The organism is Mesorhizobium sp. 10J20-29, assembly GCF_054130485.1.
Genome location: NZ_CP199156.1, coordinates 2,775,298 through 2,791,354 on the forward strand (window position 1 = coordinate 2,775,298; position 16,057 = coordinate 2,791,354).

Genomic DNA, 16,057 nt, shown 5'->3' on the forward strand with positions numbered 1-16,057 from the left:
AGGATGCTTTTCACGTTCGAGTCTCCCATTGCGGGCCGTTCCCCTGTTGCGCACCGGTGCCTGCTGGGCCGATGCGATTTAGACCTTTTTTCGCTATCCCGTGCTCAGCCACTCGGGATCGATTTCGGGCAGCGGAATCGCTGCGATCAGCTCGCGCGTGTATTCCTGCTGCGGAGCCTCGAAGAGCTGGTCCGTCGGCCCGGCCTCGACGATGCGCCCGTGCTGCATGACGATCACCTGCTGGCACAGCCGCCGGATCACCGACAGGTCGTGGCTGATGAAGGCGACGGTCAGGCCCATCTCGGCTGCCAGCTGCTCCAGCAGCGTCAGGATCTGCGCCTGCGTCGAGACGTCGAGCCCCGACACGATCTCGTCGGCCAGCACGAAGTCCGGCGACAGGGCGAGGGCGCGCGCGATGCCGACGCGCTGGCGCTGTCCGCCAGACAGCTCGTGGCGGTAGCGCTGCGCAAAGGCTTCCGGCAGGCCGACGCGCCTGAGGGCCTCGGCGACCCGTTCAGCGAGATTGTCGCCGAGCCCGTTCTGCTTCAGCGGTGCTGCGATGATCGCACCGATCGTGCGGCGCGGGTTGAGCGACGACATCGGGTCCTGGAAGATCATCTGCAGGTTGCGCCGCAGCGGCTTGAGTTGCGCTTCGGAGAGATGCGCGATGTCGCGTCCCTCGAACTCGATGCTGCCGGTACTTGGCTCGAGCAGCCTGACCAGGGCGCGGCCGAGCGTCGACTTGCCTGAACCTGATTCACCGACGATGCCGGTCACCGAGCGGCGCGGCAGGTCGAAGTCGAGCCCCTTTAGAATCTCGACCATCGGCGCCTTGCCGATCAGCGGCTTCCTAGCCATGTCGGGCAGGGCGACTTCCAGCCCGCGCACCTTGAACAGAGGTTCGCTCATGGCGCCACCCAGTCGCGGTCTGCTGCGGCGATCTCGCTTGCGAGCCCCGCCAGCACGGTCTCGTCGACCGGCTTCAGAGAAGCCAGGGGATCAGTATAGCGCGGCGTCGCAGCCATCAGCGCGCGCGTGTAGGCATGTTGCGGGTTCTCGAAGAGGCTCGGCGTGTCGGCCTGCTCCACGACCTTTCCGGCATAGAGCACGGAAACATTCTGGCTGATCTTGGCGACGACCCCGAGATCGTGCGTGACGAACAGGATCGCCGTTCCGTGTTCCTTCTGCAACTCGGCGATAAGCCGCAGGATCTGTTTCTGCACGGTCACGTCGAGCGCCGTCGTCGGCTCGTCGGCAACAATCAGCCGGGGCTCGGCGGCGAAGGCCGCGGCGATCAGCACGCGCTGGCGCATGCCGCCCGACAATTCGTGCGGATAGGACTGCATCACCCGGTCGGGGTCGCGGATCTGCACCTCGTCGAGCAGCTGCCGGACACGCCTGTCGGCCTTGTCGCCGGCCCAGCCGAGAATATGCACCAGCCGGTCGGTCATCTGCGGGCCGATGCGGCGAGACGGGTTGAGAGCGGTCAGCGGGTCCTGCGGGATGAGGGCCGCCCTTTCGCCCACAAGGACGCGACGTGCCTTTGGCTTCAACTCGCCGAGGTCGATACCTTCCAGCGCGATGTTCCCCTCGACGATCCTCACGCTCGGCGGCAATACGCCGAGAACGGCCTTGCCGATCATGCTCTTGCCGGCGCCGCTTTCGCCGACGAGTGCCGTCACCACGCCGGGTTCGACCGCCAGCGACACCGAACGCAGCACCCGCACGCCGTTGGCGAGCGTCGCGCTGATGTTGGAGATCTCGAGGCAGGGCACGCTCATCGCATCACCGGATCGAAGCGGTTCTTCAGGCCCTCGCCGAACTGGCTGAAGGAGAGGACCGTGAGGAACAGGGTGATCAGCGGAAACACCAGGATCCACCAGGCCTGGTGGATCGACAGCCGGCCCTCGGCGATGATGCCGCCCCAGGTCGGGTCGTCGGTCGAGATCGACAGGTTGACGAAGGACAGGATCGCTTCGACGATCACGGCGATGCCCATTTCCAGCGACAGCAGTGCCACGATCGCCGGCGCCACGTTGGGCAGCACCTCGCGCAGCATGATGCCGATGCGGCCGAAGCCGGCAATGCGCGCGTTCTCGACATAGTCCATGCGCGCCTGGCTCATCGCCTCGGCTCGGATGACCCGGCAGAAGCGCGTCCAGTCGATGATGGCGATGGCGATGATCACCGAGGTGAGGCCGGTGCCGAACACGGCGACCAGCAGGATGGCGAACAGCACCGGCGGGAACGCCATCCAGACGTCCACGATGCGCGAGACGATGCGGTCGGGCCAGCCGCCGAAATAGCCGGCGATCAGCCCGAGCGCCGAGCCGACGAGACAGGCCGCACTTGCCGCCGCGAAGGCGACGATGAAGGCGACACGGCCGCCATAGATCAGCCGCGAAAGCAGATCGCGTCCGAGGCTGTCGGTGCCGAGCCAGAAGCCGGGCTCGGAGCCCTGCATCCAGAAGGGTGGCAGGCGTTCGAACATCAGGTCCTGCGCCAGCGGGTCCTGCGGCGCGATCAGCGGTGCGAAGATCGCGGCGAGCAGCGCCAGCAGCAGCCAGCCGCCGGCGAGCCAAAGCCGCGCGTCGCCACGTCTCGTCACGGCGCGCGGCTCAGCCATGCCTGAGCCTCGGATTGAGCAGCGCATAGGTCATGTCGACGATCAGGTTGATGGTCACGAAAAGCAGCGCGAAGACCAGCACGATGCCCTGGATCAGCGGTAGGTCGCGGTTGATGACCGCGTCGATCGCCATGTTGCCGAGGCCCTCGTAGGAGAACAGCCGCTCGATGATGACGGTGCCGCCGATCAGGAAGGTGAACTGCACGCCGATCAGGGTGAGCGCGGGCAGGGCGGCATTCTTCAGTGCCTCGCGCAGGATTACCTGCGTCTCGGAAAAACCCTTCACGCGGGCGAGTACGACATAGTCGAGCGTCATTACTTCCTTCAGCGACAGTTTCAGAAGCTGCGAGATGATCGCGGCGAGTGGCAGCGCCAGCGCCAGCGCCGGCATGAACATGTGGCTGATCAGGTCCTTTGTCAGGTCGAAGCGCAGCCTCAAAATGCTCTCGAAAAGGTAGAACTGCGTTGCGAAGGGCAGGTCGAGTCGCGGCGACACACGGCCCGAAATCTCGAAGATCGGCCAAAGAACCCCGAACAGGAGGATGAGCGCCAGGCCCCATAGAAAATCCGGGATCGACAGTGCCGCCCCGTTGGCGACGTCGATGCCGGCCTCTACGCCCGTGCCCTGTTCGCGTGCGCCGATCACGGCGAGCGGCCCGCCGATCAGGAGCGCGATGAGAAGTGCGACGATCGACAGTTCGAGTGTCGCCGGCAGTCGGTTCAGCACCAGCCCCAGCACGTCCTGGCGCAGCGAGATCGAGGTGCCGAAATCGCCCTGCAGAACGCCGGAAAGCCAGATGCCGTATTGCTGGAGGATCGACTTGTCGAGGCCGTAGAGCGCCTTCAGCCTCTCGATATCGGCATCGGTCGCGCCGGGCGGCAGCATCATGGCGATCGGGTTGCCGGGCGCCACGCGGATGATGACGAAGACCACGACCGACACGCCGAGCAGCGTGATGGCCATGGTGAGCAGGCGGATGAGAAAGCGTTGCAGGATCATGCGTCGGGTGCCCGGAAAAACGACGCGCGCCGTCCCCGCGGGGGAACGGCGCGCGTCAAACTGGCGTCGGCCTCAGGAGGCCGGCGTCATCAGGGCCGGCAGCAGCGCGCCCGACTTGTGCTGCACGACGTTGACGCCCTTGGCATGCACGATCGGCTGTGCGTACTGGATGAGCGGCAGCACATAGGCGTTGTCGGCGATCAGCTTGCTGACGGCCTTCCACCCGGCGATGCGCTTCGCCTCGTCAGCCTCGCCCCACAGCGGGTTGATGGCGTCGATGACGTCCTGCCCGTCCCAAACCGAGTGTGGGCTCGGGCCGTACATGGCAAAGCCGGTCGAGGTGGTCGGATCGCCGATCGCGTTGCCCCAGTTGTAGAAGGCGGCCGGCGCCAGCTGGTCGGCCGCGCGCAGCTCGTAATGCTTGGCGATCTCGTAGACCTCGATATTGGCCTCGATGCCGACCTTGCGCCACATGCCGACGATGGCCTGAACCATCTCGTAGTCCTTGGGCTTGAAGCCCTTGGTCGTCTGGATGGTGAACTTGACCGGATTGTCGGTCGAATAGCCGGACGCCTTGAGCAGTTCGACGGCCTTCTCGGGGTTGTACTCGACCTTGATCGACGCATCGAAGGCTTCGTATTCCGGCGTCTCCAGCGTATCGAGCGGCAGGCCGTAGCCGCGCAGCAGGCGGTCCACCAGCAGCTTCTTGTCGACCGACATCACGGCCGCCATCCGCACGTTGGGGTCGTTCATCACCTCGATATCGTTGAAGAAGATCATGCCGATGTCCGACACGGTGTCGATTGAGCCGGCAAGCCCATCCTTGGCGATCAGGCGGTCATACTCCTCGTAGGGAATCTCGAGCGTCACCTGCGATGAGCCGGATTCGATCTCGGCCACGCGGCTCGCCGCATCGCCGACGAACTTGATCGTGACGTTCTCGTAGGCCGGCTTGTTGCCCCAGTAGCCGGGATAGGCCTTCAGCCTGACGAAGGCGTTCTGTTCGAATTTGTCGACCATATAGGGGCCGGTGCCGATAGGCGCGGCCTCGAAGCCGGCAGCGCCGACCTTCTCATAATAGGCCTTCGGCAGGATGTAGCCGGTCAGGAACGACATCCACTTGAACAGCACCGGATCGTAGCCCGCTGCGTCGGCGGTGATCTTGTTGCCGTCAATCGTGAAGTTGCTGAGGTTCTTCCAGACGAACTGGATCGGGTTGCCGGTCTCTTCCTTGCCGGCGCGCTCCAGCGACCAGACCACGTCCTCGGCCGAGAAGGGCGAGCCGTCATGCCAGGTCACGCCCTCGCGCACCGTCATGTGGACCTGCTTCTTGTCGTCGCTCCAGCCCCATTCCGTCAGCAGGCCCGGTCCGAAGGACAGGTCTGGCGCCTGCGGGATGAACTGGTCGAAAACCGACTGGTAGATGCCCTGGATGGTCGGGTTGACCGCCGAGGGACCGGTGGTCGGGTCCCAGGAAGGAAGGTTGACGTTGTAGGCGATTACCAACTCGTCCGACTGCGCCATTGCGCCGGTCGGAAAGCCGATCGCCGACAGGGCGAGCACCGAGGCGCTGTAGGCGAGAAGTTGCCGTCTGTTGATTGTCATGGTCATGTTCCCCATTGCTTGTTTCGTCTGGTTTGTCCGGACCGTTTTGCCGATCCTTGGTTCTTCGCTGCGCAGGCTATCTCCCGGCGAGCTGTTGGGCTAGCAAATAGCCTGAACCGGCGCCGACTCCGGCGCCTGGCCATGTTGCTGCGCCGGTAAGATGCAGGCCAGCAACCGGCGTGTTGTATCGGGCATAGCCCCTTGCCGGCCGAAACAGGAAGTTTTGTGCGATGTGGTGGCTGCCGCAGACCTGGTCGCCGCCGACAAGATTGGGGTTTTCGCGTTCGAGGTCGATGGGCGAGAAGACCGCGCGCTTCAGCACCTTCTTCTTCAGGCCGGGCGCGTGCGCCTCGATCATCGCCATGGCGCGGTTGGCGTAGCGCTCCTTGACCTTGTCCCAGGAGGCCGGCGCGATCTTGCCGGCCGCATCGCCTGCGATCTCGGCGGGCAGCACCCTGACCTGCACCCAAAGCACATGCTTGCCGACCGGCGCCCGCGACGGGTCGATCGCCGTCGGCTGTCCGACCACGAGGATCGGCTCGTCGGGCAGCAGCCCGGCGACCGCCTGCTGGTAGGTCTTCGCCATCTGGTCGAGCGACGGCGCGATGTGCACATAGGCGAATCTCTGCAGCTCCTCGCCGGCCGTCCAGTCCGGCAGGCCGTCGAGCGCCAGGTGGATCATCATGGTGCCCGGCGCATGGCGGAATTTCTTCATCGCCGTATCGAAGCCGGCGTCGCCCGAGCCTTTCGCCAGCAACCTGCCCGGCTGCAGCGCGCCAGGCGCGACGCCCGCCACAACCGCTTTGGCCGCGTTATGCGTGTCGCCGTCCGCCAGCCGCACGCCTGTTGCACGGCCGCTGGCCGTGGTGATCTCCACGACATCGCTGCCGGTGAAGACCTCGCCGCCGGCATCGGTCAGCATCTTTTCCAGCGCCAGCATCATGGTGTTGGCGCCGCCCTTGCCGAGCACCATGCCGAAACTCTGGTTGGCCATCGATTCAAGGTAGGGAAAGACAGCGCCGCCGGCGATGTCGGGGGCGAAGTCGAGATGCATGCCCCAGGCGGCGAGCGTCGCCTGGACATGCGGCGACTCGAAGTTCTCCTCCAGCCAGGTGCGTGGCGAGGACAAGAGCAGGCGTGCCGTGTCGAGCGCGCCGCGCACGCCCTTCTTGCGCCACAGCTTCCATGCGGTGCCGGTCAGCGCGCGAGAGCTCATCGGCGATCCGAGCAGGCCGAATATGTGTTCGGCCTCGGCGGGGAATTCCGCGACGAGCCGCTTCCAGCTCTCGGCGTCGGCGGGGGAAAAGGCTTCCAGCCGCGCCACGGTCCTGGCCATGTCCGAGCTGACGCCGAACCAACGCCCGTCCGGGAACACGCTGGCAAAACAGTCGCCCGCCGGAGCAAAGTCCAGGCCGCAGGATTTCAATTCATTTGCATAGTTCTGGTGAAAGGCAGAGCCGGCAAACAGGCTCAGATTCATCGCGCCGAGATCGTGCCGGAAGCCTGGAAGCGTCAACTCTCTCGTCTGGACAGCGCCGCCGATCGCCGGATTTCGCTCGAAAACCGCGATTTTCCAGCCTTTCAGCGCCAGATGCGTTGCGCAAGCCATGTTGTTATGGCCCGCCCCGACAAATATGGCGTCGTAATCACTCACGCCCCAACCCGATCCTTCATGCTTAAAGATAATTGCAGATGCATAGGTTTTCGTCTAGTAGAAGTTTAGAGGCCGACACGAGCCGTCAAACAGGGAACAGGCATCATGGACACGCAGAAAATTCTCGGTGACTTCGCAAGCCAGCTTCTTTCCGGCGCGATTCAAGTCGTCGATCTTTCCGCACCGCTCGGTCCTGACACGCCGCTGCTGAAGCTGCCGCCGGACTTTGCCGTCGACACGCCCAAGATCGAGATCCACACCATTTCCGAATACGACAAGAACGGTCCCTTCTGGGCCTGGAACTGGCTGAAGATCGGCGAGCATTCGGGCACCCATTTCGATGCCCCGCATCACTGGATCACCGGCAAGGAATTCGCCGACGGCTACACCGATACGATTGACGTCAAGAACTACGTCGCGCCGGTCAACGTCATCGACTGCTCGGCCGAATCCGCCGCCGACAACGACTTCCTGCTGACGGCTGACGGCGTGAAGGCCTGGGAAGCCAAGCACGGCGCCATCGGCCGCGGCGAGTGGGTCGTCATGCGCACCGACTGGGACAAGCGCAACAACTCCGAGGAGAAGTTCCTCAACGCAGATGCCAACGGCCCGCATTCGCCCGGGCCCACGGTCGACTGCATCGAATACATCATCGAGCGCGGCGCTATCGGCTGGGGCACCCAGTGCATCGGCACCGATGCGGGCGCTGCGGGTGGCATGGAACCGCCGTTCCCGGCGCACAATCTCATGCACAAGGCCAACCGCTACGGTCTGGCGAGCCTTTGCAACCTCGACAAGCTTCCGGCCAAGGGCGCGATCCTGATCGCTGCGCCGCTGAAGATCGTCAAGGGGACCGGCAGCCCGGTCCGCGCGATGGCGCTGGTACCGAAGAAGTAACGCGCCGGCGGCCAGGCTCATGCGTGCCACGGGCGTCCAGGCTTCGCCTCTCCCTCCCCACCGGCGGAGGGCCGGGGGCGTGCTTCGATGAGCGATCCCGATCACATCATCGTCGGCAGCGGCATCAACGCACTGGTCTGTGCGGCGATGCTCGCCGGCAAGGGCCAGAAAGTGCTGGTGCTGGAACGCAACGACCGTATCGGCGGCTGCATCCGCACCGACGAGATCACCGCGCCGGGCTTCGTTCACGACGTGATGGCGACGACCTTCGTCCTCTTCATCACCTCGCCGGCCTATGCGGCCCTTGCAGCCGACCTCGGCCGCCACGGCCTTGAGTTCTGCAACACGGACATGCCGACCGGCGTGCTTCGGCCGGACGGTTCGCACCTCGTGCAGCGCATGGACCGTGCCGCCAATGTCGCGGCCCTCAACGCCGCCTCGGCCGGTGACGGCGACGCCTATGCAACCGATGTCGGCGGCATAGAGAAAGACGCCGGCCTGCTGTTCGGGCTGCTTGGCGGCGGCCTGTGGAGCTACAAGACGCTGAAGCTCATTGCCGGCGAGGCCTGGCGGCGCGGGCCCCGCGGGCTGGCGGCATTCTTCGGCGAGGCTATGCTGCCGTCGCGCGGCTGGCTGGAGACTTCGTACAAATCCGACCTCACGCGCGCCCTGTGGGCGCCGTGGTCGCTGCATGCCGGCATAGGGCCGGAGGATGCCTTTTCCGGCCAGATCGCCAAGGTCATCGCCTTCGCGCTAGAAGCCGCCGGCGCGCCCATCGTCAAGGGCGGCGCGGGCAAGCTGCTCGACGCCTTCGAGGCGCTGATCCGCGAACGCGTCGGCGACATCCGCACAGGCGCCGACGTTGCCGAGGTGATCGAGACGGACGGCCGCGCGAGCGGCGTGCGCCTTGCCTCGGGAGAGACCCTTTCCGCGAAGAAAAGCGTCATCTGCTCGGTCACGCCGACCCAGCTCTACGGCCGGCTGCTCGCCGGCTCGAAGCACGAAGCAGAAACGAAAGCGGCCCGGAAATACCGCTACGGCAAGGGCAATTTCCAGATCCACTATGCGCTCGACCGTCCCCCCGCCTGGCCCGATGCTTCGCTCGGCAAGGTGGCGCTCCTGCACCTGACGCCCGGCCTCGACGGCGTGTCGAAGGCGAGCAACGAGGCGGCGCGCGGCATGCTGCCCGAGACGCCGACCATCTGCGTCGGCCAGCCTCATGCGCTCGACCCGTCGCGCTGTCCTGCAGGCAAGGCGATCCTGTGGCTGCAGCTTCCCGAAGCGCCGCGCGAGATCAAGGGCGATGCGGCAGGCAAGCTGGCCGCGCCTGCCGACGGCAAGTGGACCGAGGAACTGCGCGAGGCCTATGCAGACCGTGCCGAAGCGATCCTCGCCACGCACATCGGCGGCTTCTCGGCCACAGTGCTCGGCCGCCGCGCATATTCGCCGGCCGATCTCGAGGCGATGAACATCAACCTTGTCGGCGGCGATCCCTATGGCGGTTCGTCGACCATCGACCAGTCATTCCTGTGGCGACCGTTCAAGAGCAGCGTCAACCACACGACGCCGGTCAAGGGCCTCTACCACATCGGCGCATCGACCCATCCCGGCGCAGGGCTCGGCGGCGGCTCCGGCTTCCTTCTGGCGCAGGCGCTGTGATGGATGAGCGGGTTCCCGAAAAGCGCCAGCGGATCTCGACCCTCGGGCAGATCGGCCTGCAGCAATTCGCGCCCTATCTGATGAACCGCATCATGGGCCGCTACAACGCCACGCTGCGCGAGGATTTCCGCCGCCAGGGCAGGACCATCCCGCAGGTGCGCACGCTTGCCGTGCTCTCGGTGACCGACGGTGTCACGGTCGGCGATCTGGCCGTCTTCACCGTCATCGAGCAGTCCACCCTGTCGCGCACACTCGACACGCTGGAAGCACATGGCCTGGTCCGCCGCGAGACGGGCGATACGGACACGCGTATTCGCAAGGTTTTCCTGACCGACGAGGGGCGGGCCGAATTCAACCGTGCTTGGCCGGCCATGCACGACGCCTTCGAGGCGATGTTCGACGGCATCGACGACACCGAATATGCGGCGCTGATCGGCACGCTGCAGCGGATGCTCGCTAACATCCGCAAGCACGACATCTGAGGAATTTACGCCGCCCGGTCAGGCGGCAACGGAATGGAGCCATCATGGCCGAACGGTCATTTGCCAAGGAAGTCGAGAAGCTGAGGCTTGGCGCGGGCGATGAGTTCGCCGGCGAGGGCATTCTCGCCATCACCAAGGCGCTGCTGCAATGCGGCGTCGGCTATGTCGGCGGCTACCAGGGCGCGCCGATCAGCCACCTCATGGACGTGCTGGCCGACGCCCAGGACATTCTGGGCGAACTCGGCGTGCATTTCGAGGCGTCGGCCTCAGAGGCCACCGCCACCGCCATGCTCGCCGCGTCGGTGCACTATCCGATCCGGGGTGCCGCCACCTTCAAGTCGACTGTCGGCACCAATGTCGCGTCCGATGCGCTTGCCAACCTTGCCTCCGGCGGCGTCACCGGCGGCGCGCTGATCATCGTCGGCGAGGACTATGGCGAGGGCTCCTCGATCATGCAGGAGCGCAGCCATGCCTTCGCCATGAAGAGCCAGGTCTGGCTGCTCGACCCGCGCCCCAACCTGCCGTCGATCGTCAAGGCGGTCGAGGATGGCTTCGAACTGTCGGAAGCCTCCAACACGCCAGTCATGCTGCAGGTGCGCATCCGCTGCTGCCATGTGCATGGCCATTTCATCGCCAAGGACAACAAGCGGCCGACCATGTCGGTCGCCGAGGCGCTCGATTCGCCGCGCCGGGATACCGGCCGCATCGTGCTGCCGCCGGCCTCCTTCCTGCACGAGAAGGAAAAGGTCGAGAAGCGCTGGCCGGCTGCCGTCGATTTCATCCGCTCCAACAGCATCAACGAGTTCTTCGGCAAAGAAGACGGCGAGGTCGGCATCGTCATGCAGGGCGGCATGTACAATTCCGTCATCCGTGCGCTGCAGCGCATGGGCCTTGCCGACACTTACGGCGAGACCGACGTGCCGCTCTACGTCCTCAACGCCGTCTATCCGCTGATTGACGCCGAATTTCTTGAATTCTGCGAGGGCAAGGAATCCGTCCTCGTGGTAGAGGAGGGGCAACCCAACTACATCGAGCAGGCTTTTGCCGCGATGCTCCACAAGGCCGATCGCGGCACGCGCCTCGTCGGCAAGGAATATCTGCCTGTCGCCGGCGAATACACCGGTCAGGTCATGCTCGACGGCATCGGCGGTTTCCTGCGCGCCTGCGCGCCGCAACTCCTGTCGAGCGAGGTCCGCGCGCCCAACAAGACCGGCCAGGGCGATACAATCCCCGATCTGTCGCGCGTCGTGCCCGGCCGCCCGCCGGGCTTCTGCACCGGTTGCCCGGAGCGGCCGATCTTCGCCGCCACCAAGCTGGTCGAGCAGGAACTCGGCAAGCACCACATCGCGTCCGACATCGGCTGCCACCTCTTCTCGATCATGCCGCCCTTCGAACTCGGCGCCACCACCATGGGCTACGGCCTCGGCCCCGCCTCGGCCTCGGCCTTCAATTCGCCGGACGCCACGCGGCGTTCGATCTCCTTCGTCGGCGACGGCGGCTTCTGGCACAACGGCCTGACCTCCTCGATCGGCAACGCCGTGTTCAACAAGAACGACGGCGTCATCGTCATCGTCGACAATTTCTATTCGGCGGCAACGGGTGGCCAGGACATCCTGTCGTCGCGCGCCAGCAACAAGACGAAATCGACGAAGCACCCGATCACCGAGGCGGTGAAAGGCATGGGCGTCGGCTGGGTGCGCCACATCGACCGCACCTATGACGTGCCGAAGATGAAGGCGACATTGCGTGAGGCGCTGACCACCGAGCACAAGGGACCGAAGGTCATCATCGCCTCGTCCGAATGCATGCTCAACAAGCAGCGCCGCGAGCGCCCGCTGGTCGACAAGGCGATCAAGGGTGGCGAGCGAATCGTCAAGCCGAAGTTCGGTGTCGACGAGGACATCTGCACCGGCGACCATGCCTGCATGCGGCTGTCGGGCTGCCCGTCGCTGTCGGTCAAGTCGCTCGACGACCCGCTGCGCGACGACCCGGTTGCGCATATCGACCAGAGTTGCGTCGGCTGCGGCAATTGCGGCGAGGTGGCCGATGCCGCCGTGCTTTGTCCTTCCTTCTACCGCGCCGACGTCGTCCACAATCCGGGCCGCTGGGATCGCTTCCTGGAGTCCGCGCGCCGGGGCGCCATCGGCTTCCTGCAGCGCCGCCGCGAAACCCGCCGGCTGAGTTTCGCCGATGCTTGACGCCGTGTCCCCACTCCGTCCCGATGGCGACCCCCAGGCGGGAGAACGCGTCATCAAGCTCGCCGTGCTGGCGGTTGGCGGGCAGGGCGGCGGCGTGCTCGCCGACTGGATCACCGCGGTGGCGGAGCGCAACGGCTTTGTCGCCCAGTCCACCTCCGTCGCCGGCGTTGCCCAGCGCACCGGCGCGACGATCTACTATGTCGAGATGGCGCGCGACACCGGCCGCCTGCCGGTCTTCGCACTGTCGCCCTCGCAGGGCGACGTCGACATCCTGATCGCCGCCGAACTGATGGAAGCCGGCCGCGCCATCATGCGCGGCTTCGTCACCCCGGAGCGCACCACGCTGATCGCGTCATCGCACCGCATCGCCGCCGTGTCCGAGAAGATCGAGCCTGGCGACGGACGCGCCTCGTCCGACAAGGTTCGCGCGACGGCCGAGATGGCGTCGAAGCGCTTCATCGCCTTCGACATGGAAAAGATCGCCGTCGACAACGGCTCGATGATCTCGGCGAGCCTGCTTGGCGCGTTGGCTGGCTCAGGCGAACTGCCTTTCCCGCGCGAAAGCTACGAGCGCACCATTGCCGCATCGGGGCGTGGCGTGAAGGCGAGCCTCGCTGCCTTCACCGGCGCCTATGACCGCGCGCGCGGCGGCGGCGCGCCGGTCCGCAATCCTGTGGAGCCCGGCGGCGTCAACGACAAGGCCGCGCCGCACAGCCCGGTGAGTTCGGCTGAGGCGGCAGACCCCGATGCCGGCAATGCCGGCTTTGCAGGCCCGGTACACGGTCCCGCGCGACTGCTGAAGGAATGGCAGGCGCTGACCACGCGCGTGGCTGCCCTGCCGGAGCCGGTTCGCGACATGGCGGGCCGCGGCCTGCGCAAGGTCGTCGACTACCAGGACATCGCCTATGGCCGCGAGTATCTCGACAGGCTCGAGCGGGCGGTAAGCAGCGACGGCGACGGACAGGAATTCGCTCTGTCGATTGCCGCGGCCAAGCACCTCGCCAATGCCATGTGCTACGACGACATGATCCGCGTCGCCGACCTCAAGACGCGCTCGACGCGCGATGCGCGTGTGCGGCGCGAGGTGGCGCTCGGCGAGGATTCCATCCTGCAGGTAACGGAGTATTTCCATCCGCGCATCGAGGAATTCTGCGGCACCATGCCCGCGCGTCTTGGCCGCTACATAGAGGAGTGGCCAAAGCTTGCCGGCTTCCTCGACCGCCGCATCAACCGCGGTCGACGCATCCGCACCGACAGTTTCGCCGGCTTTGCGGCGCTCTGGCTGATCGGCGGCATGCGCCGCTGGCGCCGCGGCCTGCTGCGCCACAGCGTAGAGACAGCGCATCTCGAGAAATGGTATGCGCTGGCGCTCGATCATGTGCCGACCGACTACGCGCTGGCCGTCGAGATCCTCAACTGCCGCCGGCTGATCAAGGGCTACAGCGACACCCATGTCCGGGCGCAGTCGAAATTCGATCGCGTGCTGTCGGCGCTCGACCTCCTGAAAGGCCGCGACGACGCCGCCGAATGGCTTCGCCGTCTGCGCGAGGCCGCGCTGAAGGACGAAAAGGGCGACATGCTCAACGGTGCGCTGAAGACGGTGGCGACCCTCTAGGAACGCACCGCCCTTCAGGGCGCGAAGATCAGCAGAACATAGGCAAAGAACACGACGAGGTGGACGAGCCCTGTCAGCACGGTGGTGCGCCCGGTTCCGAAGCTGACGAAACTGATCGCGAGTGCGAGCAGCAGCAGTACCGTGTCCCCGGCGTTGAGGCCGAGCGTCAGTCCCTTGCCGGTGACAAGGCTTGCGACCGCAACCGCCGGGATCGTCAGGCCGATCGTCGCGCAGGCTGAACCCAGCGCGACGTTCAGGCTGCGCTGCAGCTCGTTCCTCATCGCGGCGCGGATCGCCGACATCGATTCCGGCAGCAACACCAGCGTCGCGATGAAGGCGCCGACCAGCGCGTCGGCCTGCGAGAACTCGATTGCCGCCAAGCCGTCCTCGATGCCGCCGGCAATCTGCTCGGCAAGCAGCACGATGCCGATCAGCCCGGCGGCCAGCAGGAGGATGTTGGCGCCGATTCCCGGAGCCGCCCCCGCCTCCGCGGCCGTTTCGTCCCCGTCGTCGATCGCCTCGACGAAATCGTCGCGGTGGCGTCCCATCTGGGCGGCCACGAAGCTGACATAGAGCAGCACCGACAGCAGGCTGACGAAGCCGAGCTGCAGGTCCGAGAACGTGCCCGGTTCGGTGGCGAGCGTGTAGTCCGGCAGGATCAGCGTCAGCACCGCCAGCGCCATCAGCACCGCCAGATAGGCATTCGTGCCCTGCTGCTTGAGCTGCTGGTTGCGATGCTTCCAGCCGCCGAGCGTGAGGCAGAGGCCGACAACGCCGCCGGTGACGATCATGACCGTGGAAAACACCGATTCTCGGGCGAGCGTCGGGTTGTTCTCGCCATGCAGCATCATCGACAGGATGACCGACACCTCGATGGTCGTGACGGCAAGCGTCAACACCAGCGTCCCGTAGGGCTCGCCGAGCCTGTGCGCGATCTTCTCGGCGTGGTGCAGCACCACGAACACCGTGGCGAAGACCAGCGCCGTGGCCAGCAGGGACACGATGACTCGCGCCGTCAGCCTCATCTGATCGAGCGGGAAGCCGCTGAGATGGACGGCAGCAGCAAGCACGAGACAGCCAATCGGCAGCAGAATATTGGCTGCATTGCCACGGGTGAATGTCATGCCTGCTCCCGATTCCCCAGGGTGATGTGCCAATGGGGCAAGCTATGCCAGCATAATCGGCCGATTGCGACCCTGCGCGGCCCGAAACCGGGTCAGCTCGTTGGCAGGCGCAACAAATTGACTTTTGTCAGCAGCCATGACTAATGTCGAATTGGAGGGGCTGATGGCTATTCGACCCGCAGAACAGATCATCCACAAGGCGGCCTGGCTTTATTACGCGCACGGCCTGCGCCAGGACCAGGTCGCGAAGGAACTTAACATTTCCCGCGCCTCGGTGGCGATGTATCTGCGCAAGGCCCGCGACACCGGCATCGTCAACATCTCCACCTCGACCCAGCTCTTCACCGACGACGTGCTCGCCCGGCAGGTCGAGGACGCCCTCAAGCTCGACGCGGTCTGGATCGCTCCCGACCGCGACGAGGCCTCCGAGGTGCCGGTGCTGGCCGCAAGCGTCTTTCTGGAGCTCGTCCGCAAGGGCGATCGCATCGGCGTCGCCTGGGGCAAGACCATCTATGCCATCGCTGACGTCATGTCCTATGCCGACCTGCAGGATGTCACCGTGGTCCAGCTCTGCGGCAATCTCGGCGCGCCCTATTCCTACCGACCCGACCAGTGCACCATGGAGATTGCCCGGCGGCTCAACGCGCAGGGCATCAACTTCTATGCGCCTCTGGTGCTCAGCACCGAGGAACTCGCGCGCGACCTGCGCGCCGAGCCGGTCATCCGCGAACAGCTGGCCAGCATTCCCGACTGCGACCTCGCGCTCTACTCCGTCGGCACCGTCGACGCCGAAAGCCATGTCATCAAGTGCGGTGCGCTGAGCGCGCACGAGCTCGAAGCGCTGCGCAAGGCAGGCGCTGCCGGCGTCATAGCCGGCCAGATCATCGATGCCAGGGGCGCGGCGCTCGACTGCAGCTACAACAGGCGCGTCATCTCCGCCGACCTCGCCTCGCTGCGTGCCATCAGGAAGCGCCTGATGGTGGTGCGCGAGGAACTCAAGTTCGAGCCGCTTCTGGCGGCTATCGCCGGCGGTCTGTGCACTCATCTCGTCGTCGGCGCCGCCCTGGCGCGCCGGCTCCTCGACCACGCAAAAGCGACCGCAAGCGCATCCTAGTCTCCAACCAACCTGCCGCAGCGGCCCTGTCATGAGGCCGTCGCGGCGTTCCTGTTTCACCACCAAAGACAAGACGGACACCC

At 65.6% G+C, this 16,057-nt stretch carries 13 protein-coding genes; 6 read left to right on the plus strand and 7 right to left on the minus strand.

Going from position 1 to position 16,057, the window contains the following annotated elements; translation table 11 throughout:
* Positions 1–93 precede the first annotated feature (93 nt).
* From ACT2BZ_RS13270 to ACT2BZ_RS13295, 6 genes are all read right to left on the minus strand, one after another.
* Positions 94–909 (minus strand): ATP-binding cassette domain-containing protein, encoded by an 816-nt coding sequence (locus tag ACT2BZ_RS13270; RefSeq protein ID WP_457935616.1) that lies wholly within the window; start codon positions 907–909, stop codon positions 94–96.
* Positions 906–1,781, minus strand: coding sequence for an ABC transporter ATP-binding protein (locus tag ACT2BZ_RS13275; protein ID WP_457935617.1), 876 nt, complete (start codon positions 1,779–1,781; stop codon positions 906–908). Before ACT2BZ_RS13275 ends, ACT2BZ_RS13270 begins: the two co-directional genes overlap by 4 nt.
* Entirely contained in the window at positions 1,778–2,653 is an 876-nt protein-coding gene (locus ACT2BZ_RS13280) for an ABC transporter permease (protein ID WP_457935618.1), read from the minus strand. The genes ACT2BZ_RS13275 and ACT2BZ_RS13280 overlap by 4 nt, the downstream gene beginning before the upstream one ends.
* Positions 2,619–3,626, minus strand: coding sequence for an ABC transporter permease (locus ACT2BZ_RS13285; protein WP_457935619.1), 1,008 nt, complete (start codon positions 3,624–3,626; stop codon positions 2,619–2,621). Before ACT2BZ_RS13285 ends, ACT2BZ_RS13280 begins: the two co-directional genes overlap by 35 nt.
* Before the next feature lie 72 nt (positions 3,627–3,698).
* A complete protein-coding gene (locus ACT2BZ_RS13290) occupies positions 3,699–5,231 on the minus strand; it encodes an ABC transporter substrate-binding protein (RefSeq protein ID WP_457935620.1) in 1,533 nt (510 codons plus the stop codon).
* A 76-nt stretch (positions 5,232–5,307) separates the two neighbouring features.
* Entirely contained in the window at positions 5,308–6,885 is a 1,578-nt protein-coding gene (locus ACT2BZ_RS13295; protein ID WP_457935621.1) for a phytoene desaturase family protein, read from the minus strand.
* 105 nt (positions 6,886–6,990) lie between these two features.
* Between ACT2BZ_RS13295 and ACT2BZ_RS13300 the strand changes: the two genes are divergently transcribed.
* The 5 genes from ACT2BZ_RS13300 (at position 6,991) to ACT2BZ_RS13320 (ending at position 13,736) form a co-directional block, all read left to right on the plus strand.
* Complete coding sequence (locus ACT2BZ_RS13300) at positions 6,991–7,782, plus strand: cyclase family protein (RefSeq protein ID WP_457935622.1); 792 nt, start codon at positions 6,991–6,993, stop codon at positions 7,780–7,782.
* An 87-nt stretch (positions 7,783–7,869) separates the two neighbouring features.
* Positions 7,870–9,441 (plus strand): phytoene desaturase family protein, encoded by a 1,572-nt coding sequence (locus ACT2BZ_RS13305; RefSeq protein WP_457935623.1) that lies wholly within the window; start codon positions 7,870–7,872, stop codon positions 9,439–9,441.
* The gene (locus tag ACT2BZ_RS13310) at positions 9,441–9,923 is read left to right on the plus strand and encodes a MarR family winged helix-turn-helix transcriptional regulator (protein ID WP_457935624.1); all 483 of its coding nucleotides are present in this window, start codon (positions 9,441–9,443) and stop codon (positions 9,921–9,923) included. Before ACT2BZ_RS13305 ends, ACT2BZ_RS13310 begins: the two co-directional genes overlap by 1 nt.
* Before the next feature lie 44 nt (positions 9,924–9,967).
* Complete coding sequence (locus tag ACT2BZ_RS13315; protein ID WP_457935625.1) at positions 9,968–12,121, plus strand: thiamine pyrophosphate-dependent enzyme; 2,154 nt, start codon at positions 9,968–9,970, stop codon at positions 12,119–12,121.
* Positions 12,114–13,736, plus strand: coding sequence for an indolepyruvate oxidoreductase subunit beta family protein (locus tag ACT2BZ_RS13320; RefSeq protein ID WP_457935626.1), 1,623 nt, complete (start codon positions 12,114–12,116; stop codon positions 13,734–13,736). The genes ACT2BZ_RS13315 and ACT2BZ_RS13320 overlap by 8 nt, the downstream gene beginning before the upstream one ends.
* Before the next feature lie 14 nt (positions 13,737–13,750).
* On the opposite strand, the gene ACT2BZ_RS13325 is transcribed toward ACT2BZ_RS13320, so the two are convergent.
* Positions 13,751–14,860 carry a calcium:proton antiporter gene (locus ACT2BZ_RS13325; RefSeq protein WP_457935627.1) on the minus strand — a complete coding sequence of 370 codons (1,110 nt, stop codon included), beginning with the start codon at positions 14,858–14,860 and terminating at the stop codon, positions 13,751–13,753.
* Positions 14,861–15,023: 163 nt separating this feature from the next.
* Between ACT2BZ_RS13325 and ACT2BZ_RS13330 the strand changes: the two genes are divergently transcribed.
* A complete protein-coding gene (locus tag ACT2BZ_RS13330; RefSeq protein WP_457935628.1) occupies positions 15,024–15,974 on the plus strand; it encodes a sugar-binding transcriptional regulator in 951 nt (316 codons plus the stop codon).
* Positions 15,975–16,057 lie beyond the last annotated feature (83 nt).